This is a genomic window from Frigidibacter sp. ROC022 (genome assembly GCF_024723735.1).
GTDB lineage: Bacteria > Pseudomonadota > Alphaproteobacteria > Rhodobacterales > Rhodobacteraceae > SLM-1.
The window spans coordinates 819,238-842,583 of the sequence record NZ_JANQDU010000002.1 but is presented as its reverse complement, the minus strand read 5'-3'; the positions used below and the strand labels follow the sequence as shown (position 1 = coordinate 842,583).

General features: G+C 67.2%; 20 protein-coding genes. 7 read left to right on the top strand and 13 right to left on the bottom strand.

The features are described 5' to 3' along the window. Window positions 1-35 precede the first annotated feature (35 nt). The 6 genes from NUW50_RS10855 to dapE form a co-directional block, all read right to left on the bottom strand. Window positions 36-1,379: a S41 family peptidase gene (locus tag NUW50_RS10855; RefSeq protein WP_258289127.1), complete on the bottom strand. Its 1,344-nt coding sequence runs from the start codon at window positions 1,377-1,379 to the stop codon at window positions 36-38. After that, window positions 1,376-2,494 carry a murein hydrolase activator EnvC family protein gene (locus NUW50_RS10850; protein ID WP_258289126.1) on the bottom strand — a complete coding sequence of 373 codons (1,119 nt, stop codon included), beginning with the start codon at window positions 2,492-2,494 and terminating at the stop codon, window positions 1,376-1,378. Before NUW50_RS10850 ends, NUW50_RS10855 begins: the two co-directional genes overlap by 4 nt. 124 nt (window positions 2,495-2,618) lie before the next feature. Beyond that, window positions 2,619-4,142 (bottom strand): 2,3-bisphosphoglycerate-independent phosphoglycerate mutase, encoded by a 1,524-nt coding sequence (gpmI, locus tag NUW50_RS10845; protein WP_258289125.1) that lies wholly within the window; start codon window positions 4,140-4,142, stop codon window positions 2,619-2,621. Window positions 4,143-4,211: 69 nt separating this feature from the next. Further along, on the bottom strand, window positions 4,212-5,450 hold the full coding sequence (locus NUW50_RS10840) for a lytic murein transglycosylase (protein ID WP_258289124.1): 1,239 nt from the start codon (window positions 5,448-5,450) through the stop codon (window positions 4,212-4,214). 93 nt (window positions 5,451-5,543) lie between these two features. Further along, window positions 5,544-7,793: a ribonuclease R gene (gene rnr, locus NUW50_RS10835; protein ID WP_258289123.1), complete on the bottom strand. Its 2,250-nt coding sequence runs from the start codon at window positions 7,791-7,793 to the stop codon at window positions 5,544-5,546. 78 nt (window positions 7,794-7,871) lie between these two features. Further along, the gene (gene dapE, locus NUW50_RS10830; RefSeq protein WP_258289122.1) at window positions 7,872-9,014 is read right to left on the bottom strand and encodes a succinyl-diaminopimelate desuccinylase; all 1,143 of its coding nucleotides are present in this window, start codon (window positions 9,012-9,014) and stop codon (window positions 7,872-7,874) included. Window positions 9,015-9,295: 281 nt separating this feature from the next. On the opposite strand from dapE, the gene NUW50_RS10825 reads away from it, so the two are divergent. After that, on the top strand, window positions 9,296-10,864 hold the full coding sequence (locus tag NUW50_RS10825; protein ID WP_258289120.1) for a Hint domain-containing protein: 1,569 nt from the start codon (window positions 9,296-9,298) through the stop codon (window positions 10,862-10,864). Between the two features lie 117 nt (window positions 10,865-10,981). On the opposite strand, the gene NUW50_RS10820 is transcribed toward NUW50_RS10825, so the two are convergent. Both NUW50_RS10820 and dapD read right to left on the bottom strand, forming a co-directional pair. Next, window positions 10,982-11,344, bottom strand: a complete 363-nt coding sequence (locus tag NUW50_RS10820) for a hypothetical protein (protein WP_258289119.1) — start codon at window positions 11,342-11,344, stop codon at window positions 10,982-10,984. Window positions 11,345-11,349: 5 nt separating this feature from the next. Continuing rightward, window positions 11,350-12,174, bottom strand: a complete 825-nt coding sequence (gene dapD / locus NUW50_RS10815; RefSeq protein ID WP_258289118.1) for a 2,3,4,5-tetrahydropyridine-2,6-dicarboxylate N-succinyltransferase — start codon at window positions 12,172-12,174, stop codon at window positions 11,350-11,352. An 80-nt stretch (window positions 12,175-12,254) separates the two neighbouring features. Here dapD and NUW50_RS10810 point away from each other — a divergent pair, with 80 nt between their 5' ends. Continuing rightward, window positions 12,255-13,112, top strand: coding sequence for a TIGR00730 family Rossman fold protein (locus tag NUW50_RS10810; RefSeq protein WP_258289117.1), 858 nt, complete (start codon window positions 12,255-12,257; stop codon window positions 13,110-13,112). A 19-nt stretch (window positions 13,113-13,131) separates the two neighbouring features. On the opposite strand, the gene NUW50_RS10805 is transcribed toward NUW50_RS10810, so the two are convergent. Both NUW50_RS10805 and rlmN read right to left on the bottom strand, forming a co-directional pair. Next, complete coding sequence (locus tag NUW50_RS10805) at window positions 13,132-13,872, bottom strand: hypothetical protein (RefSeq protein ID WP_258289116.1); 741 nt, start codon at window positions 13,870-13,872, stop codon at window positions 13,132-13,134. A gap of 70 nt (window positions 13,873-13,942) precedes the next feature. Further along, window positions 13,943-15,124: a 23S rRNA (adenine(2503)-C(2))-methyltransferase RlmN gene (rlmN, locus tag NUW50_RS10800; protein ID WP_258289115.1), complete on the bottom strand. Its 1,182-nt coding sequence runs from the start codon at window positions 15,122-15,124 to the stop codon at window positions 13,943-13,945. Between the two features lie 168 nt (window positions 15,125-15,292). Here rlmN and NUW50_RS10795 point away from each other — a divergent pair, with 168 nt between their 5' ends. Then, window positions 15,293-15,916, top strand: coding sequence for a 5-formyltetrahydrofolate cyclo-ligase (locus NUW50_RS10795; RefSeq protein ID WP_258289114.1), 624 nt, complete (start codon window positions 15,293-15,295; stop codon window positions 15,914-15,916). An 81-nt stretch (window positions 15,917-15,997) separates the two neighbouring features. Here NUW50_RS10795 and NUW50_RS10790 read toward each other — a convergent pair whose 3' ends face one another. Beyond that, complete coding sequence (locus NUW50_RS10790) at window positions 15,998-16,513, bottom strand: invasion associated locus B family protein (protein WP_258289318.1); 516 nt, start codon at window positions 16,511-16,513, stop codon at window positions 15,998-16,000. Window positions 16,514-16,686: 173 nt separating this feature from the next. Between NUW50_RS10790 and NUW50_RS10785 the strand changes: the two genes are divergently transcribed. Further along, the gene (locus NUW50_RS10785; protein WP_258289113.1) at window positions 16,687-17,673 is read left to right on the top strand and encodes an asparaginase; all 987 of its coding nucleotides are present in this window, start codon (window positions 16,687-16,689) and stop codon (window positions 17,671-17,673) included. Between the two features lie 6 nt (window positions 17,674-17,679). Here the strand turns inward: NUW50_RS10785 and serB are convergent, their stop codons facing one another. After that, a complete protein-coding gene (serB, locus tag NUW50_RS10780) occupies window positions 17,680-18,573 on the bottom strand; it encodes a phosphoserine phosphatase SerB (protein ID WP_258289112.1) in 894 nt (297 codons plus the stop codon). Window positions 18,574-18,802: 229 nt separating this feature from the next. Here serB and NUW50_RS10775 point away from each other — a divergent pair, with 229 nt between their 5' ends. From NUW50_RS10775 to NUW50_RS10765, 3 genes are all read left to right on the top strand, one after another. Then, complete coding sequence (locus NUW50_RS10775; protein ID WP_258289111.1) at window positions 18,803-19,960, top strand: phosphoserine transaminase; 1,158 nt, start codon at window positions 18,803-18,805, stop codon at window positions 19,958-19,960. A gap of 92 nt (window positions 19,961-20,052) precedes the next feature. Further along, window positions 20,053-21,648 (top strand): phosphoglycerate dehydrogenase, encoded by a 1,596-nt coding sequence (gene serA / locus NUW50_RS10770; protein WP_258289110.1) that lies wholly within the window; start codon window positions 20,053-20,055, stop codon window positions 21,646-21,648. Window positions 21,649-21,667: 19 nt separating this feature from the next. Continuing rightward, window positions 21,668-22,393, top strand: coding sequence for a metallophosphoesterase (locus NUW50_RS10765; protein ID WP_258289109.1), 726 nt, complete (start codon window positions 21,668-21,670; stop codon window positions 22,391-22,393). Here the strand turns inward: NUW50_RS10765 and NUW50_RS10760 are convergent. Then, window positions 22,390-23,340: a fumarylacetoacetate hydrolase family protein gene (locus NUW50_RS10760; RefSeq protein WP_258289108.1), complete on the bottom strand. Its 951-nt coding sequence runs from the start codon at window positions 23,338-23,340 to the stop codon at window positions 22,390-22,392. The genes NUW50_RS10765 and NUW50_RS10760 overlap by 4 nt on opposite strands. Window positions 23,341-23,346 lie beyond the last annotated feature (6 nt).

Here is a 23,346-nt window from a genome sequence, read left to right as displayed (position 1 = left end):
GGCCGCCGCCCCGCCCAGCGGGGCGGCCTGCGTCCTCAGTCCTTCGGCGCCAGCACCGACAGCCCGCGCAGGATGTCGATCGCATAGGCCAGTTGATAGTCCTCGTCGCGCAGTTTCGAGGCTTCGTCCGCCGCCGCCTGCTCTTCGAGGATCTTCTTGCGCTCGTCCTCGGTCAGGCTGTCGTTGTCCAGGCTGCCCCGCAGATCGGCCTCGGTGCGCGGCGGGCGCGAATCTTCCTCGGCCGGTTCGGCGTTCGGGTCGATCTTCGGCTGATGCACGACGATGTCGGGCGACACGCCCAGGGCCTGGATCGAGCGGCCCGACGGCGTGTAGTAGCGGGCCGTGGTCAGGCGCATCGCGCCCTCGCCGCGCAGCGGCATCACGGTCTGGACCGAGCCCTTGCCGAAGCTCTTGGTGCCGATGACGACGGCCCGGTGATGGTCCTGCAGAGCGCCGGCGACGATTTCCGAGGCCGAGGCCGAGCCGCCGTTGATCAGCACCACCACCGGCTTGCCCTCGGCCAGGTCGCCCGGAACCATGCTTTCGGCATTGAACCTTTCGCCGTCCGAAGGCTCGCGGCCCCGGGTGGAAACGATCTCGCCTTTGCTGAGGAAGGCGTCCGAAACCTTGATCGCCTGGGTCAGCAGGCCGCCGGGGTTGTTGCGCAGATCGACGACGAAGCCGTTGACCTTGTCGATCCCGCCCAGCTCGGCGACGGCCTTCTTCAACCCGTCCGCAAGGTTCGGGAAGGTCTGTTCGTTGAAGGTGGAGATCCGCAGGATCACCGTATTGCCCTCGGTCCGGACCCGCACCGCGGTCATCTTGATCGTGTCGCGGACGATCTTCACGTCGAAGGGCTTCTCGACCCCTTCGCGCACCACGGTCAGCACCACTTCCGATCCGACCGGCCCGCGCATCAGGTCAAGCGAGGCGTTCATGGTCAGGCCCAGCAGGCTCTCGCCGTTCACATGGGTGATGAAATCGCCGGTCTGCATCCCGGCCTCGTCGGCGGGGGTGCCCTCCATCGGGGACACGACCTTGATGAAGCCTTCTTCCTGGGTGACCTCGATCCCGAGCCCGCCGAACTCGCCCTTGGTCTGCTCGCGCATCTCGGCGGCCTGTTCCGGCGGCATGTAGCTGGAATGCGGGTCGAGACTGGTCAGCATGCCGTTGATCGCGGCCTCGATCAGCTTCTTCTCGTCCACCGGTTCGACATATTGCGCGCGGATACGCTCGAAAATGTCGCCGAACAGGTCCAGCTGCTCGTAGACCGAAACATTCTTGGCAGCTTCCTGCGCCACCAGTGGCCCCGCGATCTGGGTCGTCACGATCGAACCGAGGATGGTGCCGCCCAATGCGGCCAGTACGAATTTTCTCATTCCGCTTCGTCCTTTGTGCCGGCAAACCAAACCGCGGGATCCACGGGGTCATTGCCCTGTCTCAATTCCAAGTAAAGCGTTTCCGACAGCCCGGTGCCACCGCCTTCGACACTTCGTGCCACGAACTCGGCGCCTGTGGGCGCCGTGCCACCCATCAGCCCGACCGGCGTGCCGACCGGGATGACCTGGCCGACGCTACCATAGACCCGGTCGAGCCCGGCAAGAACCAGCAACCTGCCCGGTTCGGGCTCGAGAATCATCACATTTCCGTAGTCGAGGAGCGGCCCGAGGTAACGGATCGTTGCGGCGACGGGGCTGGTGACCAGCGCCAGGGGCGCCGTGGCGATCAGCCAGCCGGGCCGTTCGATCCCGGCCGCGTCGGTCTCGCCATAGCGCCGGATCACCCGCCCGTTGACCGGCAGCGGCAGCGGCAGTTGCGGTATCCGCGCCGTTTCGTCCGGCGCCATGGCCTCGATCCCGACCAGCCCTTCGGCAAAGGCGGCCAGGGTGTCGGTATTTTCCAGAAGCCGGGCGATCGACTCCTTGTCATCGGTGAAGCGGCGCGGCAGGTCGGTGCGGTTCGAGATGGCCGCCGACAGTTCGGTCCGCGCCTCCTGCACGCCGCGCAGCCCGGCCTCCAGGCTTTCCAGCGCGCTTTCCTGCAGGGTCCGGATCAGCCGGATTTCATCCAGCCGGCTCCGCAATTCGGTCACCCGCGCCTGCACCGCCGGAGCCGCCTCGGACAGCAGCATGCCCGAACGCACCGCGCCCAGAGGGCCCATAGGATGTAGCAGCAACAGCGTTTCGGGCGTCGATTCGAGCGATTCCAGCGCCCCGAGCAGCCGCGCCACCTGGGCGCTCTCACGGTCCAGATAGCCGGTCAGCGCCGCCTCGCGGATCGCGGCCTGGCGCAGCCCCTCGCGCAGCGCCGCAAGCCCGGTCTCATAGGCGCCGATCACCCGGGTCAGCGCCGCCACCCGGTCATGCGCGCCCTCGGCCCGGGTCAGTTCCGCCGCCGCGCCTTCCAGTTCGGCCAGGGCTTCCTGCGCCACCTCCACCGCGCCCTGGGCCCGCGCCAGCGGCGCCAGGCCCAGCCCCAGGACAAGCGCCAGCACGAGCCGCCGACCGGTCTTCTTTGCCTTGAAAATACTCCGGGGGGTGAGGCCGCAGGCCGAGGGGGGGGCCCCCCTGCCCGATCCTGCCTCAGGCCCGCGTCGCATGATCATCGGCCCGGACGAGTCATCGCACGATCAGGCTCCGGCCGGTCATCTCGGGCGGCAGGTCCAGCCCCATCAGGTCCAGAAGCGTCGGCGCAAGATCGGCCAGGCGCCCGTTGCGCAGGCTGCAGCCAGGCGGTCCGCCCAGAACCGCCACCGGCACCGGATTGGTGGTGTGCGAGGTATGCGGCTTGCCGGTTTCGGGATCGACCATGGTTTCGCAATTGCCGTGATCGGCGGTCAGCACCAGCGCGCCGCCGGCCTTTTCCAGCGCGGCCACCGCCCGGCCCAGCCCCTTGTCCACCGCCTCGCAGGCGGCAATCGCGGCCTCGAGGTCGCCGGTGTGGCCGACCATGTCGGGGTTGGCGAAATTGACCACGATCAGGTCATAGCCGGCCTCGATCGCCTCGACAAAGCGGTCGCTGACCTCGGCGGCCGACATTTCCGGTTGCAGGTCGTAGGTCGCCACCTTGGGCGATTTCGGCATCGCCCGGTCCTCGCCCGGATAGGGCTCTTCCCGGCCGCCGTTGAGGAAGAAGGTGACATGGGGGTATTTCTCGGTCTCGGCCAGGCGGAACTGGCGCAGCCCCTTCCTGGACACCCATTCGCCGATCGTGTTGACCAGAACCTGCTTGGGATAGGCGACCTGCATATAGGCATTGTGGGCCTCGGAATAATCGACCATGCCCAGCAGCGCCGACCACTTCGGGCGCGTTCCGGTGTCGAATTCGGCAAAGCCGGGCTCGCCCACCGCACGCAGGATTTCCCGGGCCCGGTCGGCACGGAAGTTGAGACAGAACAGCCCGTCGCCATCCCGCGCCCCGGAATAGTCGCCGATCACCGTGGCGGCGATGAACTCGTCGGTTTCGCCACGCGCGGAGGCGGCCTCGATCGCCTCGACCGGTTGCTGCGCCCGGTGCGGGCTCTGGCCGCGGATCATCGCGTCATAGGCGGTCTGGACCCGCTCCCACCGGTTATCGCGGTCCATCGCATAGTAGCGCCCGGTGACGCTGCCGATCACCGCCCCCACCGGCAGTTCGAGCATCAGCCGCCGCATGAACCCGGTTGCCGTTCCCGGCGGCACGTCGCGGCCATCGGTGATCGCATGGACGACCAGCGGCACGCCCATCTCGGCAAGCAGCCGGGCGGCGGCGACGATATGGACGAAATGCCCGTGCACCCCGCCATCCGAGACCACCCCCATCAGATGCGCCCGCCCCCCGGCCGCCTTGACCTTGTCTCCGAAGGCGCGGATCGCCTCGTTGCGGTAGAAGCTGCCGTCCTCGATCGCCAGGTCGATCTGGCCGAGGTCCATCGCCACCACCCGCCCGGCGCCGATATTGGTGTGGCCGACCTCGGAATTGCCCATCTGCCCGGACGGCAGCCCGACATCGGGGCCATGGGTGATCAGCTGCGCATGCGGGCAGGTTGCCATGATTCGGTCGAAGGTCGGCGTATCGGCCAGCGCCGGCGCATTGGCGGTGCGGTCTTCGCGCAGCCCCCAACCATCGAGAATGCACAAGACAACGGGTTTCGGAGCGCTCATCGGGTCCTCCTGCCAGACCGCGCCCTTCTAGACCCATCTCGGCCGCGATGGAACCGGGTCCGGTGGATGCTATTGCCGCAGCAGTTCCAGCACCGCGACCGAGGCATAGCCGTCCGGCACCAGCCCCTTGGATTTCTGGAACAGGCGCACCGCCTGGATGGTGTTCGGCCCCATGATCCCGTCAACCCCCTGCGGATCGAAGCCCCGGGCCAGCAGCAGTGCCTGCAGCTCGCGCTTTTCCTCGAAGCTCAGCGCCCGGTCCTGACGCGGCCAGCCGTGCCGGATCGGGGGCCCCCCGCGCAGCCGGTCCGAGAGGCTGCCGACAGCGATCACATAGGCGTCGGCGGTGTTGTAGCGCTCGATCACGTGGAAATTGTCGAAGATCAGGAAGGCCGCGCCCTGCCAGCCCGCCGGCAGCAGGACCGAGGCCGGCGCATCGATCGGGATCTTCCGGCCATCGACATCCCGCACCCCCAGGGCCATCCATTCCGAGACCGGTTTCTTGATCCGCTCACCCGACTGCTCGTAGGGGAAATCCATGGGCAGAGTAACCTCGATTCCCCAAGGCAGACCCTTCTTCCAGCCATGTTTCGCCAGATAGGCGGCGGCCGAGGCCAGGGCGTCGGTCGGGTCGTCGGTCCAGATGTCGCGCTTGCCGTCGCCGCGCAGATCCTCGGCGAATTTCCAGAACGAGCTCGGCATGAACTGGGTATGGCCCATCGCCCCCGCCCAGGAGCCCTTGAAGTCCGCCAGCCGGACATGCCCGGCCTGAAGGATTTTCAGCGCCGCGATCAGTTCGGCCTCGAAGAACCCGGCCCGGCGCCCCTCATAGGCCAGCGAGCCCAGCGCCTCGATGATCGGGATGTTGCCGCGGAAGGTGCCATAGGCGCTTTCCAGCCCCCAGATCGCCGCGACGACCTCGGCCTCGACCCCGTAGCGGGCTTCGATCTCGTCCAGCAGCGCGCGCCGCCGTTCCATCGCCGCGCGCCCGTTCTGCACCCGCGCCTCGGACACCGCGGTGTCGAGATAGTCCCAGATCTGCTTGGTGAATTCGTTCTGGTTGCGGTCCTTGTCGATCACCGACAGGTTCAGCGAGACATCGGCGAAGGCGGCATCCAGCGTATCCTGCGAAATCCCGGCGGCCAGGGCGCGCGGTTCGAAGGCAGCAAGCCAGGCCCGGAACCCGGCCTCGGTCGGCTCTTCCACGCCGCTCACTTCCGGCCCCGCCGGGGGCAGGTTCTCGGCCCCGGCACCGCCGGCCAGACCCGCAAGAATCCCAAGATAGACACCGAATTTCGCGCCACGCATCACACCTGCCCGCCTGTCCTTCCGGCAGAGTACCGAAAAACCGATGCGCCCGAAAGAACCGCCCTCCGGCCCCCGGCAATCCTCCGCCCGGCTCTAGCGTTTGCGGGTCACCTTGCGCTTGGTCTTGGCGGCCTTGCCCCGCGCCACCGCCGCCTTGCGCCGAACGCTGCGCTTGCTGCTCTGCGGGCCGCGCGGCAGCGTCTTGCCGCCAACCTCGACAAGCTCCAGGATCAGCCCGCCTGTCACCGGCGAGGCTTCGACCAGCCGCACCGTCACCGGCTGACCAAGGCCAAGCGTCAGCCCGGTCTCGGACCCCATCAGGGTCTGACTGTCGGCATCGTAGTGAAAGAACTCGCGCCCGATCGAGCGCACCGGGATCAATCCGTCGGCGCCGCTCTCGTCCAGCCGCACGAAGGCGCCGAACCGCTGCACCCCGGACAGCCGCCCGGTCATCTCGGTGCCCACCCTCTCGGACAGATAGGCCGCCAGATAGCGATCGGTCGTGTCGCGCTCGGCCATCATGCTGCGCCGCTCGGTTTCCGAGATATGCTGCCCGATCTCGTCCAGCGTCGCCTCGTCGGCGGCGGTCAGGCCATCCTTGCCCCAGCCATGCCCGGCGATCAGCGCCCGATGCACGATCAGGTCGGAATAGCGGCGGATCGGCGAGGTGAAATGGGCATAGTTCTTCAGGGCCAGCCCGAAATGGCCGAAGTTCTGCGGCGCGTAATAGGCCTGCTGCATCGAACGCAGGGTGGAGATGTTGATCAGCTCGTCCTGGTCGGTGCCTTCGGCCTGGGCCAGCAACCGGTTCAGATGGCTGGTGTGCAGAACCTGGCCCTTGGCCAGCACCAGGCCGCTGGCATGGGCGACCTCGCGCAGCGCCTCGAGCTTCTCCGGCGAGGGTTCCTCGTGGACCCGGAACAGCAGCGGCTGCTTCAGTCGGACCAGCTCTTCGGCGGCGGCGACATTGGCCAGCACCATGAATTCCTCGATCAGCTTGTGGGCGTCGAGCCGATCCTTGAAATCGACCGAGGTCACGCGGCCGTCCTCGGACAGGACGATCCGCCGCTCGGGCAGGTCCAGTTCCAGCGGCTGGCGCACCGCCCGCGCCGCCGCCAGGGCGTTGTAGGCCTCGTAGAGCGGGTTGATGACCGTCTCCAGCAGGGGGCGGCACTTGTCGTTCGGGTTGCCGTCGCGGGCCTCCTGCACCTCGACATAGTTCAGCGAGGCCGCCGAGCGCATCAGGCCGCGCACGAACTTGTGGCTCAGCTTGCGGCCCTTGGAGTCGATCTGCATCCGCACCGCCAGCACCGCGCGCGGCACCGCTTCGTGCAGCGAGCAGAGATCGCCCGACAGCCGGTCCGGCAGCATCGGCACCACCCGGTCGGGGAAATACGTCGAGTTGCCGCGTTTGCGGGCCTCGCGGTCCAGCGCCGAACCGGGGGTGACGTAATGCGCCACATCGGCAATCGCGACCCAGATCACATGCCCGCCCTTGTTCTTCGGGTCGTCGTCGGGCTGCGCGAGCACCGCGTCGTCGCGGTCGCGGGCATCCGCGGGATCGATGGTGATCAGCGGCAGGTCGCGCAGGTCCTCGCGGCCCTTCAGCCCGGCAGGCTTGGCGGCATCGGCCTCGGCGATCACATCGTCGGGAAAGTCGTCGGGGATGCCATGCTGATGGATGGCGATCAGGCTGACGGCCTTGGGTGCCGAAGGGTCGCCGAGCCGTTCGGTGATCCGCGCCTGCGGCAGGCCCATGCGGCCCTTCGGGCCGGTCTGCTCGGCCTCGACCAGTTCGCCGTCCCTGGCTCCGTGCATGACCCCCGGCGGCACGGCCCATTCGCGGTCCGACTTCTTGTCGATCGGAACGATCCGCCCGCCCTCGGCGCCCTTGCGGAAAATCCCCACCACCTTGTGCGCGGCCACCCCGATGCGCCGGATCACCCGGCCCTCGTAGTGATGCGCCTCGCCCTTGACCTCGGCCAGCCGGGCCAGGACCCGGTCGCCCTCGCCGATCGCCGGATCGCTGGCGCGCAGGACCATCAGCACTTTCGGTTCCGGCCCCTCGCCCTGCCACTCCAGCGGCTTGGCGAAGATGTCGCCATCTCTGTCCGGCGCCTTGATCTGGAGAATCGACACCGGCGGCAGCTTGTCGGGGTCGCGGTAGCTGTGGCGCTTGCGCTCCAGCTGGCCCTCGCCTTCCAGCTCCTTGAGGAGGCGTTTCAGGTCGATCCGGGCCGCACCCTTGATCCCGAAGGCCTTGGCGATGTCGCGCTTGGCGGTCAGGCCGGGATGGTCGGCGATCCATTCAAGGATCTGGGCTTTGGTCGGAATGCTGTTCATGCCCTGATTTACCACGCCGCGCGCGACGGCGCCATGACACTTGGCCGGGTCCGACGCAGGGCCGGGCGGCGCCACGGTTCAGGCGAAATAGTCGCGCAAAACCCGTTCATAGACCCTTTTCAGAGCCGCGATCTGCGCAACCTCGACCCGCTCATCGACCTGATGCATGGTCTGGCCGACCAGCCCGAACTCGACCACCGGGCAGTGATCCTTGACGAAACGCGCGTCCGAGGTGCCGCCGGTCGTGGACAGCACCGGTGCGATGCCGGTCTCGGCCTGCACCGCCCGGCCGATCAGATCCGAAAGCTCGCCAGGCGGGGTCAGGAAGCTCTCGCCCGAAACCTGGACCCGGATCGCGAAGGCGACCCCGGTTTCGGCCTGCACCCGGTCGGCCTCGGCCTGCAACCAGCCGGACAGCCCGGCCGAGTCATGCGCATCGTTGAAACGGATGTTCACGCTGGCCCGGGCCAGCGCCGGAATCACGTTGGTCGCCGGATTGCCGACGTCGAAGGTCACCGGCGCCAGGGTCGAGGCATCGAAATGCTCGGTGCCCCGGTCCAGCTCATGGCTGGCCAGACGGTCGATCAGCCGCGCCAGGGCGCTGACCGGGTTCTTCGCGCGGTGCGGATAGGCGGAATGGCCCTGCACGCCGCGGGCCTCGATATGCGCGGTCATCGAGCCGCGACGGCCGATCTTCATCATCTCGCCGAAGGTCTCGGGACAGGTCGGCTCTCCCACCAGACAGACCGCCATCCGCTCCTGCCGTTCGCGCATCCAGTCCAGCAGGGCGACCGTGCCGTCGGTGCCGGGGCCTTCCTCGTCGCCGGTGATGGTCAGGATCACCGCGCCATCGGGTGGCGTGGCGGTGACGAAGTCCACCGCCGCCGCGACAAAGGCGGCCACGCCCGATTTCATGTCGGTCGCGCCCCGCCCCCAGAGCCAGCCGTCCAGAATCTCGCCGCCGAAGGGATCGTGGGTCCAGGCTGCGGCATCGCCGACCGGCACAACATCGGTATGGCCGTTGAAGCCGAAGGTCCGGGGATGCCCGGCCCGGCCCCAGCGGGCAAATAGGTTCGAGGTCTCGCCGCGATCGACCCGGTGGCACTCGAACCCGGCGGCGCCGAGAAGCTCTTGCAGAAGCACCAGGGCGCCGGCCTCGGCCGGGGTGACCGAGGGGCAGCGGATCAGGCGGGCGGTCAGGGAAATCGGGTCGGTCGGCATGGCATCCTCACTGCTGCGACCTGCCTATCGGTCGCGTCCCGGTGCTGCAACCGGCTGTGGCGAAAGGGGAACAACCCCGGCGCCCTTTTCGCCTGTTGCTACAGCGGCTTTGCCAAGTCGTTCGAATCCATGGCAAAATCAAGTCAAAACAAAGACCCGTGGCAGGGAAACCGGCGCAACAGCCGGGAAGCAGGATCAGGACCGTCGGTTTCGCCCCTTTCGCAAGGGGCGGGTGCTTGTCCCTGTGCCGGCCACGGCGCGCGGGGGGGGCAAGGGCAGACATGGTTTCAGCGACCGAACTACCGATCAACATCAACGCCTCCGCGATGAGCATGGCGAACACGATCTTCGGCGACGGCACCACCGTGACCGGGGCAAGCTACAACGGCGACTACCGCTCGTCGGGCATCTGGTCGGACGGCGACAGTGTCTCGGACGGGTTCACGCCGGGCGACACCGGGGTGATCCTGTCCACGGGTCGCGTCTATGACGTCACCAACTCCAGGGGCGACGCGAACCAGCACACCAACACCTCCACCAATACCTGGGGATCGAACAACATCGGGTCGTTCAACTCGGCCGCCGGCGCGAATACCTATGACTCCGCCTATCTGGATGTCGATTTCATCCCGACGCATGACACGCTGACGATCCGCTTCGTCTTCTCGTCCGAGGAATATCCGGAATACGCCAGTTCCATCTACAACGACTTCGTCGGGGTCTGGATCAACGGCAACTACGTCGATCCGGTGACCGAGGCCAGCGTCACCGGCGTCAATGCCACCGACAACTCGAACCTCTACGTCTCCAACACCCACGACGAATACAACACCGAGATGGACGGGTTCACCGTCACGATGACGCTGACCATCCCGGTCAACGCCGGCGAGACGAACTCGATCCGGATCGGCATCGCCGACGTGTCGGACTCGAACTACGATTCGAACCTGCTAATCGCCGGCGACTCGGTGCAATCGACGCTGGTGGCGATCCATGACGACGTGACCATGTATGTCGATGGCTCCACCACGATCGACCCGCTGGCCAACGACATCAACCACACCACCGGCACCCTTTCGATCACCCATATCAACGGCATTCCGGTCACCGCCGGATCGACCGTCACGCTGAATTCCGGCCAGACCGTCACGCTGAACGCCGACGGCACCTTCACGATCGATGCCGACAGCGATGCCGAGACGGTGAACTTCACCTACGAGATCGCCAGCACCACCGGCGATATCGACGTCGGCATCGTGACCCTGAACACGGTGCCCTGCTTTGTCGCCGGGACCATGATCCTGACCCCCGAAGGCGAGCGGCCGGTCGAGGGCCTGAGCACCGGGGACCTGGTGATGACGGTGGACGACGGGCCGCAGCCGGTCCGCTGGATCGGCCAGCGGCGGATGCGGGCCGAGGGTCGGTACGCCCCGATCGAGATCGCGCCCGGCACCTTCGGCGCGCATGGCCGGCTGCGGGTCTCTCCGCTGCACCGGGTGCTGATGCGCGACGGGCTGGCCGAGATGCTGTTCGGCAGTGCCGAAGTGCTGGTCGCGGCGCGCGACCTGGTCAACGGATCGACGATCCGGCAGATTTCCGGCGGCATGGTGGATTACGTCCACATCCTCTTCGACCGGCATCAGATCGTGATCTCGAACGGGGTCGAGACCGAGAGCTTCCTGCCCGGCCCGCAGACCTCGGACGCCTACGAGGCGGAAGTGCTGCGCGAGATATGCTCGATCTTCCCCGAGTTCGATCCGGTCACCGGCGATGGCTACCCGCCCGCCGCGCGGCTGTCACTGAAGGCCTATGAGGCACGGCTCTACTCGGCACGACGTTCGGCGGCCTGAACGGCACGGGCACGCCCTGCCCCCGGGGGCAATCGCGGGTCGAGAGGGCGGGAGCCTCCGGCGGGAGTATTTCATACCCAAAGATGGGCCGGGAACTCACCGGCACCGGGTGCGGGTCTAGCTGGTGAAGGGGGTCATCTGGGCGACGATGACGCTGTTTTCCCTGAGCGCCCGATCCATCAGCTCGCGCTCTTCGGGGCCGATTTCCTCGCCGCTTTCGAGCCGTTCCTGAAGCGTGCCGTAGCCGCTGACATCCAGCGGCGAAAGCTCGGCCTGTTTCAGGATCGCCACCGATTCCCGCACCGCCTCGGCCTCGTCCACGCCCGAGGCATAGATCAGCAGCGCCGCGCCGGTGCTGCCCTCGGGCAGGCCGTCGCCGGGGCTGCGCCCGACCTCGACCAGAAGGGTGTAGACCTGCTGCGGGCGCTTGGCCTTCGCGGGCCTGCCCGCCGGGGGATCGTCGCTGGGCGCTTCGGACATCGCCCTCAGTCCCGGAGCAGATCGTTGATCGAGGTCTTGGACCGGGTCTGGGCATCGACCCGCTTGACGATCACCGCGCAGTAGAGGCTGACCCCATTCTTCGACGGCAGGGTGCCCGAGACCACGACCGAACCGGCCGGCACTTCGCCATAGCTGACGGCGCCGGTCTCGCGATCGACGATCTTGGTCGATTGGCCAATATAGACACCCATTCCCAGCACCGAGCCTTCGCGGATGATGCAGCCTTCGACGACCTCCGACCGGGCCCCGATGAAGCAGTTGTCCTCGATGATCGTCGGGCCGGCCTGCATCGGTTCCAGCACGCCGCCGATCCCGACGCCGCCCGAGAGATGGACGTTCTTGCCGATCTGGGCGCAGGAGCCGACCGTGGCCCAGGTATCGACCATGGTGCCTTCATCGACATAGGCACCGAGATTGACGAAGGAGGGCATCAGCACCACGCCCCTGGCGATATGGGCCGAGCGGCGGACGATGCAGTTCGGCACCGCGCGGAAGCCCGCGTTGCGCCACTGACTGTCGCTCCAGCCGGCGAATTTCGAATCCACCTTGTCCCACCAGCCGCCGCCCTGCGGGCCGCCCGACTGCTGTTCCATGTCCTTGATCCGGAAGCCCAGCAGCACCGCCTTCTTGGCCCACTGGTTGACATGCCAGTCGGCGCCGCGTTTCTCGGCCACCCGCAGCGTCCCGCTGTCGAGCGCGTCCAGCGTCGCCTCGATGGCGTCGCGGGCTTCTCCGGTGGTGGCCGGGGTGATCTGGTCGCGGGTCTCCCATGCGGCTTCGATGGCAGTCTCTAGCGCGGCGTTCGACATCGTCTGTCCCCTGGCAATGGCGTTCTTCGGACTTGGGCTATAGTCTGCCGCCGCCAGGGAGGCAATCCGAGGGACCGGCCATGAAAGACGACGACTGCAATCCGTTCCGCCATTCGCACCAGGATGCGCGGGCCGCACAGGAGGTGCCCGACACGCCCCAGACCCGGGCCCCGGCCTATCGGCTGGCCTTCATGGACGACGAGTTCATGACCCGGGAAGAACTGCGCCCGGTCCGGCTGCAACTGGAACTGCTGAAGCCGCAGATGATCCTGGACGAGCGCGGCATCACCTCGACCGTGGTGGTCATGGGCTCGGCCAGGATTCCGGACCCCGAGGCGGGATCGGACCATGCGACGATCGAGACCGGCACCGGACCGCAGGAAGCCTGGGAGGTGCGGCCGGTCGATGCGCTGTCGGGCTGGTATGGGGTGGCCCGCGAATTCTCGCGGCTGATGACCGAGGAAAGCCTGAAGAGCTATGGCCGCGAAAACGTGGTGGTGACCGGCGGCGGGCCGGGAATCATGGAAGCCGGGAACCGCGGCGCCATGGATGCCGGCGGCCATTCGGTGGGGCTGAACATCGTGCTGCCGCACGAACAGGCCCCGAACCCCTATGTGACGCCGGACCTCTGCTTCAACTTCCACTATTTCGCGGTGCGCAAGATGCACTTCCTGATGCGCGCCAAGGCGATCTGCATCTTCCCCGGCGGCTTCGGCACCTTCGACGAGATGTTCGAGTCGCTGACCCTGATCCAGACCGGGCGGATGAAGCCGATCCCCTTCCTGCTGTTCGGGCGCGAATTCTGGGATTCGGTGATCGACTGGAAGGCGCTGGCCGCGGCGGGAACCATCTCGCCCGGCGACCTGGAGCTGTTCCGCTATGTCGATACGGCACAGGAGGCGGTGGAGATCATCCTGGACCAGCCTTCGGAGGGCTGAGGTCCGCCGCCACGGGTCCCTAGTCGCCGTCGGGCTTGTGCCCGTCCGGCAGGGCATGCCCCGATCCGCCGGGCGTCGCGGCGCCGTCCTCCGACGGTTTCGGCAGCTGCCCGACAAGGCGTCGCCGGCGGGCTTCGGCCTCGGCCTCTTCCTGCATGATCTGCCGCTCCAGCGGCCCCAGCACCGCGCCCGGCTCGACATGCGGCGACCAGCCGGTGATGGCGCGGCCGGCCGGCTCGGTCCCGCCGCAGCGCCCGGTGACGACCGAATGGAAGGTCACCAGATGCGGCACGAGGATATAGAACGTGTCCCGGGCCAGCAGGCCATAGGGCCTTGCCAGACACTGCAGATAGGTGATCCGCGCGAGGATGTCCAAGGAGTAGTCTGCCTTGTAGGGGTCCAGCAGGTCGGCATATTCGATCGGCACTTCCAGAGGCGGCAGGGCGCTGTTGAAGGCCCGCACCAGCGCCGGCATCCCGGACAGCCCGGCGGCCTGGATGATCTCGTTGGCATAATTCGCACTGGGCCCCGGATCGCCGATGCCGTCCTCGTCGGTGACGGTGATCAGCACCTCGGCTTCCAGCCGCAGCCGGGCGCCGGGAGGTGACGGGACACCGGACTGGCTGGTGCAGTTCCAGCGATAGACCCGACGCGCCAGATTGTGCCGGGCGATGAAGCGCGACAGTTCCGGGTTGTCATCGGTATGGTACAGCGCCAGCGCGCTGAGATTGACCCTGAGACTGCCGACGGTGATGTCCATGGCGCGGCTCCCGATGCAGGCGGCGGGGGCAGCGTAGCACGGAAACCGGAAAACGCCGAATCAGGCGGGGTCAGCCGCGGGTCTCGGCTTCGATAGCGGCACGGGACTTGCGGGCCCGCTCGGTCGCCGACTTGAGCTGACCGCAGGCGGCCATGATGTCCTCGCCGCGCGGCTTGCGGATCGGAGAGGCATAGCCGGCATTGTGGATGATCTCGGCAAAGGCCTTGATCCGGGCCCGGTCCGACCGCTGGTAGGGTGCGCCGGGCCATTCGTTGAACGGGATCAGGTTGATCTTGGCCGGGATCCCCGAGATCAGCTTGACCAGCCGCCTGGCGTCGGCGTCGCTGTCGTTCACATCCTTCAGCATCACGTATTCGAAGGTGATCCGTTCCGAGTTCGAGACCTTGGGGTAGTCGCGCAGGGCGCCCAGAAGCGTCTCGATGTTCCACTTCCTGTTGATCGGCACCAGCCGGTTGCGGACCTCGTCGGTGGTGGCGTGGAAGCTGACCGCCAGCAGGCAGCCGATCTCGGTCGCGGCGCGGGCGATCTCGGGCACCACGCCCGAGGTGGACAGGGTGATCCGCCGGCGGCTGAGCGCGATGCCTTCGGGGTCCATGGCGATCTTCATCGCGTCGCGGACATTGTCGAAGTTGTACAGCGGTTCGCCCATGCCCATCAGCACGACATTCGACAGCAGCCGGGCTTCGTCGGGGTTGCGGGTGCCCGGCCTGGGCCATTCGTCCAGATCGTCGCGGGCCAGCATGACCTGGCCGACGATCTCGCCGGCGGTCAGGTTGCGGACCATCTTCTGGGTGCCGGTATGGCAGAAGGAACAGGTCAGCGTGCAGCCGACCTGGGACGAGATGCAGAGCGTGCCGCGGTCGGACTCGGGGATATAGACCACCTCGACCTCGTGACCGCCGGCGATGCGGACCAGATATTTTCGGGTGCCGTCGTCGGAAATCTGCCGGGTCACCAGCTCGGGAAGAGCGATGACGAAATTCTCGGCCAGCAGGGCGCGATAATCCTTGGAAAGGTTGGTCATCGCGGCGAAATCGCGGACGCCCCAGTGATAGAGCCACTGCCAGAGCTGCCCGACCCGCATCCGGACCTGTTTCTCGGGCGTCCCGGCGGCCCGCAGGGCTTCGCCCAGATCGGCGCGGGTCATGCCGATCAGGTTCGGCTTGCCCTCGGGCAGCTTGCGCGGGATCGTCAGCAGATCCTGCGTGATCGGAGTTGCGGCATCGGTCATGGCGGGCGTCCAGTATCGGGAAGTCCGCCCATATATGGGAACACCGCGCAAAAGGAAACAGCCCGCGGTGATCCGGCAGCAGGGCGATTCCGGCCCGGATAGGTCGCCGGTGCGCTTGCACCTGCCTTTGCGGAAGGCGCATGTTCGGGCCAGGAGGACAAAGCCGAAATGGACGATGACGACTCGGGCGGAACCGCGCCCTGCTTTGCGCATGAACTGGTCGATGGCCAGCCTGTGGATGCCGCAACCGCCCGCGACGTGGCACGGTTTCGCAAGGCCGCGAGAGAGCGGCTGATCGCGTCGCGGCTGGCGCTTCCGATCGACACGAGGACCAGGATGGCGGCAGAGGTCGCGGCAACCCTGGACAGGCTGGTGCCCGAAGGCGCGATTGTGGGTCTGTATTGGCCTTTTCGCGGCGAACTGGACCTGCGGCCCTGGATGGCGGCGGCGGTGGAACGCGGTCTCTCGGTGGCGCTGCCGGTGGTGGTGGCCAAGGCGACACCGCTGGTCTTTCGCCGCTGGACACCCGGCTGCGCGATGACGCGCGGGGTCTGGAACATCCCGATCCCGGCCGAGGATCTGCGGGTCTCTCCGACCGTGGTGGTTTCGCCGGTCGTCGGAGTGGACCGGGAGAACTATCGGCTGGGCTATGGCGGCGGGTTCTATGACCGGACGCTCGCCGCGCTGGACCCGCGCCCGCTGGTCATCGGCATCGGGCCGGAACTGGCGGCGATTCCGACGATCTATCCGCAGGTCTGGGATGTGCCGATGGATCGGGTGGTCCTGGCCTGACCCGCCGGATGCGTGTCGTCCTGCAACACGCGACGGGTCGGAAAGATGCCTGCAAACACGCGCCCTGCGGCGTGGCGCCGCCTATTGGCAGCGCTTCTGCGCCTCTTCCAGAGCGGCGGTAAAGCCCAGCAGGCTGAAGGTGTCATGGGTATGGGTGCCACGCGACGAGCGAGCCTTGACCAGCGCCGTGGCGCCCGCCTTCATCGCCGCAATGATCTTGGCGTCGTCTTCTGAGGAGCCGGACCAGGCCCATTCGCCTTCGGGGAACAGTTCAAAGACCGTTCCGCCAATGTCCATCGTCACTTTCGACCCCTTTGCAAAGGGGTAACCGCCGGTAAAGGAAATCTCGCCCGGGCCGCCCTTGCCCTTGTGGAACGACACGAACAGCAGGATGTCACCGCGCCGCACCGCCTTGGGGCGACCTTCGGCATCGGTGTTCTTGGTCTCTTTCGGGCTGGAGACCCCCCAGCAATCCGCCGGGTCGCCATCGACAAAGACACTCCAGTCGGTGACCGACACTACCCGGTTCGTCGATTCCTGCGCCATGGCCGGAAGGCTCAGACCCGCCAATGCCAGGATCAGCCCGCCCAGCTTCATCGAAATCCGTGTCAAACTCTCTGCCTCTCGTCTGTCGGGCCGACTCTGGTCGATCTGACGCGACCCTTTCGCCTTGCCCGTTCCATTCCCGACCTGCTCAGTCTAACGTGAACGAGCAGGTTTTTGGAAGGGTCGGCGGCGGAAAATCGCGCAGCCGTGAAGCGGAGAGCGGAATGGCACAACCGGTAGCGATGGCCACCCTGTGGCGCGGCAAGATGCCGGAATCGCAGCACCTTGGGCATGCTGTCGTGGTGGGTGCCGATGGCGGGATCGTGCAGGCCTGGGGAGATCCGGGAGCGGTGATCTATCCGCGGTCTTCCTGCAAGATGGTGCAGGCGCTGCCGCTGGTGGAAAGCGGCGGCGCCGATGCCCTGGGGACCGAGCATCTGGCACTGGCCTGCGCCTCGCACCAGGGCGCCGCGATCCATACCGAGCGGGTGGCGCGCTGGCTGGCCGATCTGGGCCTGGGCGAATCCGACCTGCGCTGCGGCGCGCATCCACCCACCGACCTTCCCGCCCGCGACGCGCTGATCCGCAGCGATGCCGCGCCCTGCCAGCTGCACAACAACTGCTCGGGCAAGCACAGCGGCTTTCTGACCCTGAACAGGCATCTGGGCGGCGGTTCGGAATACATCGACATCGACCATCCGGTGCAGAAGACGGTCAAGGCGGCTTTCGAGGAAGTGACCGGCGAGACCTCTCCCGGCTACGGGATCGACGGCTGTTCGGCACCGAACCACGCCACCTCTCTGGCCGGGCTGGGCCGGGCGATGGCGGCCTTTGCCGCGGCCGGCGAAGGCTCGGTCCGCGGGCGGGCGATGTTGCGCCTGCGCGAGGCGATGCTGACCCATCCCGATCTGGTGGCCGGCGAAGGCCGGGCCTGCACCGAGTTGATGCGGGCCATGGACGGGGTGGTGGTCAAGACCGGCGCCGAAGGCGTCTTTGTCGCGATCCTGCCCGAACAGCGGCTGGGCGTGGCCCTGAAGATCGCCGATGGGGCGACGCGCGCCTCGGAATGTGCAATGGCGTCGATCCTGACCTCGCTGGGCGTGCTCGACCCGGCGCATCCGGCGGCGCTCAGGCGGATGGCGGCGCCGCAGGTGAATTGCCGGGGGATCGAGGCGGCGGTGGTGCGGCCCGCCGAGGGGTTTCCAGGCTGAAGGTTCCTAGCTGAAGATCGGCTGCGCCGCGCCGGTTTCGAACTCGTCGCGGTGATAGCCCTGCAAATACAGCAGCGCCGTCAGATCGGCGTGGTTAATCCGCAGCTCGCATTCCGCCGCCACAGCCGGCTTGGCGTGCAGCGCGACGCCGGCCCCGGCCTTGCGCAGCATCCCCAGATCGTTGGCCCCGTCGCCCACCGCCATGACCTGCGACAGTTCCAGCCCCATCATCGCGCTGATCTCGTCCAGCGCCTCGACCTTGGCCTCCCGGCCCAGGATCGGCCGCGCCACCGCGCCGGTCAGCTTGCCATCGGCTTCCAGCAACTCGTTGGCCCGGTTCTCGTCAAAGCCGAACCAGCCTGCCACCCGCCGGGTAAAGGCGGTGAATCCGCCCGAGACCAGGGCGCAATAGGCCCCGTGCGCCTTCATCGTGGCGACCAGCTCCCGGCCGCCCGGCGCCGGGGTGATCCGGCTGTCGAGCACCTGCTGGATCACCGAGACGTCCAGCCCCTTCAGGAGCCCGACCCTTTCGGTCAGCGCCGCTTCGAAATCCAGTTCGCCATTCATCGCCCGCGCGGTGATCCCCGCGACATGGGCGCCGACCCCGGCCGCATCGGCCAGTTCGTCGATGCATTCCTGGCCGATCATGGTCGAATCCATGTCCGCCAGAAGCATCCGCTTGCGCCGGCCCTCGGCGGGCTGGAGGTTCAGATCGACCTCCAGCGCCTGCAGGCCCTCCCAGACATCGCGGAACCGGTCCGGCGCGTGCCCCATGTCGAACTCGGCGGCCTCGGCCTCGGCCAGCCAGCGGATCTCTCCGCCGCCCCAGGCTTGGCGCACCGCTTCGACGCTGGCGGGTGACAGGTGATGCGGGCGGGCGATCAGGCTGACGACGAACATGGACCCTCGATAAGGCTGCTGCGGCTGGCAGTCGCATAAGCCATCTTGCGCCGCGCCGCCAGTTTCGCCGTCGGCGCGCAAGTTTCCGATCGGCTACAGGGTCCCGGCAGATTCCGACGATTTCCGGCGAGATGCGACATTATCCCGCTTGCCGACCCCCGCGGACACCCGTATTTCCGGCGGCGGGACACCCCTCCCCAACGAGGGGCGATTATCTGCAAGGATAGACATGACCGACCTCACGACCCCGGCCACGCGGCCGGCCAATCCGCGTTTCTCCTCGGGCCCCTGTGCGAAAGCGCCCGGCTACTCCCTCGACAAACTGTCCGATGCGCCGCTGGGCCGCTCGCACCGCGCCGCGGTCGGCAAGGCCAAGCTGAAGGCCGCCATCGACCGCACCGCCGCGATCCTGGGCGTGCCGGAAGACTACAGGATCGGGATCGTTCCGGCCTCGGACACCGGCGCGATGGAAATGGCGATGTGGTCGCTTCTCGGCGCCCGCAAGGTCGAGATGCTGGCCTGGGAGAGCTTTGGCGAAGGCTGGGTGACCGATGTCGCCAAGCAGTTGAAGCTCGACGCCACGATCCGCAAGGCGCCCTATGGCGAGATCGTCGATTTCGCGCAGGTCGATTTCGACAGCGATGTCGTATTCACCTGGAACGGCACCACCAGCGGCGTCCGGGTTCCGAACGGCGATGTCATTCCGGCGGACCGCAAGGGTCTGACGATCTGCGACGCCACCAGCGCCGCCTTCGCGATGGACCTGCCCTGGGACAAGCTCGACGTGGCGACCTATTCCTGGCAGAAGGTGCTGGGCGGCGAGGCGGCCCACGGGATGCTGATCCTCAGCCCGCGCGCCGTCGAACGGCTGGAAAGCTACACGCCCGCATGGCCGCTGCCGAAGATCTTCCGCCTGACCAAGGGCGGCAAGCTGATCGAGGGCATCTTCCGCGGCGAGACGATCAACACCCCGTCGATGCTGGCGGTCGAGGATTACCTTGTCGCCCTGGACTGGGCCGAAAGCGTCGGCGGGCTGAAAGGCCTGATCGCCCGCGCAGAGGCCAATGCCAGGGCCATCGCCGATTTCTGCGCCAGCCGCGACTGGATCGCCAACCTGGCCGTCGATCCGGCCACCGCCTCGACCACCTCGGTCTGCCTGAAGTTCACCGATCCCCGGATCACCGATGGCGCCGCCTTCGCCAAGGCCGTGGCCAAGCGGCTTGAAGCCGAAGGCGTCGGGCTGGACCTGGGCGCCTATCGCGATGCGCCTCCGGGCCTGCGAATCTGGTGCGGCTCGACCGTCGAGACCTCGGACGTCGAGGCGCTGCTGCCCTGGATCGACTGGGCCTTTGCCGCCGAGATCGCCGCGCTTCCCGCCGCCGCCTGAACAGATGGTGCGTGCAAGCACGCACCCTACCCCATCCCATCCCGCAGGGTGCGTGCCTGCACGCACTGCTCCGCATTCTCATGGAGAGCCACATGGCCCCGAAAGTTCTCGTATCCGACAAGCTCAGCGAAACCGCCGTCCAGGTCTTCCGCGACCGTGGCGTCGAGGTCGATTACATGCCGACACTTGGCAAGGACAAGGAAAAGCTGGCCGAGATCATCGACCAGTATGACGGTCTTGCGATCCGTTCGGCCACCAAGGTCACCGAAAAGCTTCTGGAAAAGGCGACCAGCCTGAAGGTCGTCGGCCGGGCCGGGATCGGTGTCGACAATGTCGATATCCCGGCCGCATCGAAGAAGGGCGTGATCGTGATGAACACGCCCTTCGGCAACTCGATCACCACCGCCGAACATGCCATCGCGATGATGTTCGCCGTTGCCCGGCAACTGCCCGAGGCCAGCGCCTCGACCCATGCCGGGAAATGGGAGAAGTCCAAGTTCATGGGGGTCGAACTGTTCAACAAGACCCTTGGCGTGATCGGCGCCGGGAACATCGGCGGGATCGTCTGCGACCGGGCCCTGGGCCTGCACATGAAGGTCGTGGCCTATGACCCGTTCCTGTCCGAGGAGCGCGCCGTGCAGCTGGGCGTCACCAAGGTCGAGCTGGACGAACTGCTGGCCCGTGCCGATTTCATCACCCTGCACGTGCCGCTGACCGACAAGACCCGCAACATCCTCGACGCCGAGGCTCTGGCCAAGACCAAGCCCGGCGTCCGGATCATCAACTGCGCCCGCGGCGGCCTGGTGGACGAGGCGGCGCTGGCCGAGATGCTGAAATCCGGCCATGTCGCCGGCGCCGCATTCGACGTCTTCGAGACCGAACCTGCCACCGACTCGCCGCTGTTCGGGCTGCCGAATGTGGTGGTCACGCCGCATCTGGGCGCCTCGACCAGCGAGGCACAGGAAAACGTCGCGGTGCAGGTCGCCGAACAGATGTCGGACTACCTGCTGACCGGCGCGGTCTCCAACGCGCTGAACATGCCCAACGTGACGGCGGAAGAGGCCGCCGTCATGGGGCCGTGGCTGAAACTGGCCCAGCATCTGGGCGCCTTTGTCGGGCAGATGACCGACGAGCCGATCGAAGCGATCAACATCCTCTACAACGGCCATGTCGCACAGATGAACACGGCGGCGCTGAACGCCGCGGCGGTGGCGGGGGTGATGATGGCCTCGAACCCGGATGTGAACATGATCTCGGCCCCGGTGATGGCCAAGGAACGCGGGGTGAAGATTTCGACCACCACGCAGGAGAAATCCGGTGTCTTCGACGCCTACATCAAGCTGACCGTGGTGACCGGAACCCGCGAACGCTCGATCGCCGGGACGGTGTTTTCGGACGGCAAGCCGCGCTTCATCCAGATCAAGGGCATCACCATCGACGCCGAGATCGGCGCGCATATGCTCTACACGACCAACAAGGACGTGCCGAACATCATCGGCACCCTGGGCCGGACGATGGGCGAGAACGGGGTGAACATCGCCAACTTCACGCTGGGCCGCTCGGCACGGAACGGCGATGCCATCGCGCTGCTCTATCTCGACGATCAGATACCCGAGCAGGTGGTCTCCCAGCTGCAGGAAACCGGCCTGTTCCAGCAGGTCAGGCCGCTGCGCTTCGACGTAGCCTAGGACAACCGGGACAGACCACATGAGAACCTATGCGATCGGCGACATTCACGGCCATCTCGACCCGCTGAAGGCAGCGCATGAGAGGGTTGCCGCCGATCGTCTGCGAACCGGCGACGACACGGCGCCGATCGTGCATCTGGGCGATCTCGTGGACCGCGGCCCGGACAGCGCCGGGGTGATCGGGCATCTGGCCGAAGGCCGCGCCCGGGGCGAACCCTGGGAGGTGCTGCTGGGCAACCATGACCGCTACTTCCGCCGCTTCCTGCAGACCGGCGAGTTGATCGACCCGCTGAAGCCCGATCTGCTGTGGTTCCGCCCGACGATGGGCGGAATCGAGACCCTGGCCAGCTATGGCATCGATGCGACGGACGATCCGGGCCGGGTGCATGCCCAAGCGCGGGCCAAGGTGCCCGAGGCGCATGTCGCACTGTTGAACGCGCAATCCACCCATCTGCGCCGCGGCGAGGCGCTGTTCGTTCATGCCGGGATTCGCCCCGGTGTGCCGCTGGAAGATCAGATCGAGGACGATCTGGTCTGGATTCGCGAACCGTTCCTGTCGGACCGCCGCGATCATGGCCCGCTGATCGTGCATGGCCATACCGCCCTGCCGACCGCCAGCCACCACGGCAACCGGGTCAATATCGATTCCTCGATGGCATTCGGCGGCCATCTGACCGTCATCGTCATCGAAGGCCGCGAGGTGTGGGAGCTGACCGACCAGGGCCGGCAGCCGCTGCGCCCCTAGCCGACCGTCTGGTCGATGGTTCCGAAGATCGCGCGGCCCCCGGCATCCTCCATCCAGATCGTCACCCGGTCGCCCGGCGCCATGAAGGGCGTCTCCGGGCGGCCCTTCTGGATGGTCTCGACCATGCGCAGTTCGGCGATGCAGGAATAGCCCAGCCCGCCGTCCGAAATCGGCCGGCCGGGCCCGTCGGCTTCCTTGTTAGACACTGTTCCCGAGCCGATGATGGTCCCGGCGGCCAGGGGCCGGGTCCTTGCCGCATGGGCGATCAGGGTCGGGAAGTCGAAGGTCATGTCGACCCCGGCATCGGCGCGGCCGAAGGGCCTGCCGTTCAGATCCACCTTCAGCGCACCATGCAGCTTGCCGTCGCGCCAGCCCGGCAGCTCGTCGGGCGTCACCGCGATGGGCGAAAGGGCCGAGGGCGGCTTGCCGTGGACGAAGCCGAAACCCTTGGCCAGTTCCGCCGGGATCAGGTTGCGCAGCGAGATGTCGTTGAGCAGCAACACCAGCCGGATCGCCGCCGCCGCCCGGGCCGGACTGGCGCCCTGGGGCACCGCACCGGTGATCACCGCCACCTCGGCTTCCATGTCGATGCCCCAGGCCGGATCGCCGGGGATCGGGTCGCGGGGTGCCAGAAAACTGTCGGAACTGCCCTGATACATCAGGGGATCGGTCCAGAAACTGTCGGGTAGCACCGCGCCGCGGGCTTTGCGCACCAGTTCGACATGGTTCACATAGGCCGAGCCGTCCAGGAACTGATAGGCCCGCGGCAGCGGCGACAGGCAGGCAGTCTCGTCAAAGGGCATCTCGGCCCCGCTGGCCGAGAAGTCGCCCGTATCCAGCGCCCTTTGCAGCGTCCCGGCCGTGCCGGGCCGGCAGCTCTTGCCATCCGCCGACAGGATCACCAGCCGCCCGTCCGCCGTGCCGTCGCGCAATGTCGCCAGTCTCATGTTCTC

Excerpts from the sequence above, each read along its gene's own strand:
- NUW50_RS10855 (WP_258289127.1), bottom strand. The coding sequence starts at position 1,379 with ATGAGAAAATTCGTACTGGCCGCATTGGGCGGCACCATCCTCGGTTCG.
- gpmI (WP_258289125.1), bottom strand. The coding sequence starts at position 4,142 with ATGAGCGCTCCGAAACCCGTTGTCTTGTGCATTCTCGATGGTTGGGGG.
- NUW50_RS10840 (WP_258289124.1), bottom strand. The coding sequence starts at position 5,450 with ATGCGTGGCGCGAAATTCGGTGTCTATCTTGGGATTCTTGCGGGTCTG.
- rnr (WP_258289123.1), bottom strand. The coding sequence starts at position 7,793 with ATGAACAGCATTCCGACCAAAGCCCAGATCCTTGAATGGATCGCCGAC.
- dapE (WP_258289122.1), bottom strand. The coding sequence starts at position 9,014 with ATGCCGACCGACCCGATTTCCCTGACCGCCCGCCTGATCCGCTGCCCC.
- NUW50_RS10825 (WP_258289120.1), top strand. The coding sequence starts at position 9,296 with ATGGTTTCAGCGACCGAACTACCGATCAACATCAACGCCTCCGCGATG.
- NUW50_RS10820 (WP_258289119.1), bottom strand. The coding sequence starts at position 11,344 with ATGTCCGAAGCGCCCAGCGACGATCCCCCGGCGGGCAGGCCCGCGAAG.
- dapD (WP_258289118.1), bottom strand. The coding sequence starts at position 12,174 with ATGTCGAACGCCGCGCTAGAGACTGCCATCGAAGCCGCATGGGAGACC.
- NUW50_RS10810 (WP_258289117.1), top strand. The coding sequence starts at position 12,255 with ATGAAAGACGACGACTGCAATCCGTTCCGCCATTCGCACCAGGATGCG.
- NUW50_RS10805 (WP_258289116.1), bottom strand. The coding sequence starts at position 13,872 with ATGGACATCACCGTCGGCAGTCTCAGGGTCAATCTCAGCGCGCTGGCG.
- rlmN (WP_258289115.1), bottom strand. The coding sequence starts at position 15,124 with ATGACCGATGCCGCAACTCCGATCACGCAGGATCTGCTGACGATCCCG.
- NUW50_RS10795 (WP_258289114.1), top strand. The coding sequence starts at position 15,293 with ATGGACGATGACGACTCGGGCGGAACCGCGCCCTGCTTTGCGCATGAA.
- NUW50_RS10790 (WP_258289318.1), bottom strand. The coding sequence starts at position 16,513 with ATGAAGCTGGGCGGGCTGATCCTGGCATTGGCGGGTCTGAGCCTTCCG.
- NUW50_RS10785 (WP_258289113.1), top strand. The coding sequence starts at position 16,687 with ATGGCACAACCGGTAGCGATGGCCACCCTGTGGCGCGGCAAGATGCCG.
- serB (WP_258289112.1), bottom strand. The coding sequence starts at position 18,573 with ATGTTCGTCGTCAGCCTGATCGCCCGCCCGCATCACCTGTCACCCGCC.
- NUW50_RS10775 (WP_258289111.1), top strand. The coding sequence starts at position 18,803 with ATGACCGACCTCACGACCCCGGCCACGCGGCCGGCCAATCCGCGTTTC.
- serA (WP_258289110.1), top strand. The coding sequence starts at position 20,053 with ATGGCCCCGAAAGTTCTCGTATCCGACAAGCTCAGCGAAACCGCCGTC.
- NUW50_RS10765 (WP_258289109.1), top strand. The coding sequence starts at position 21,668 with ATGAGAACCTATGCGATCGGCGACATTCACGGCCATCTCGACCCGCTG.
- NUW50_RS10760 (WP_258289108.1), bottom strand. The coding sequence starts at position 23,340 with ATGAGACTGGCGACATTGCGCGACGGCACGGCGGACGGGCGGCTGGTG.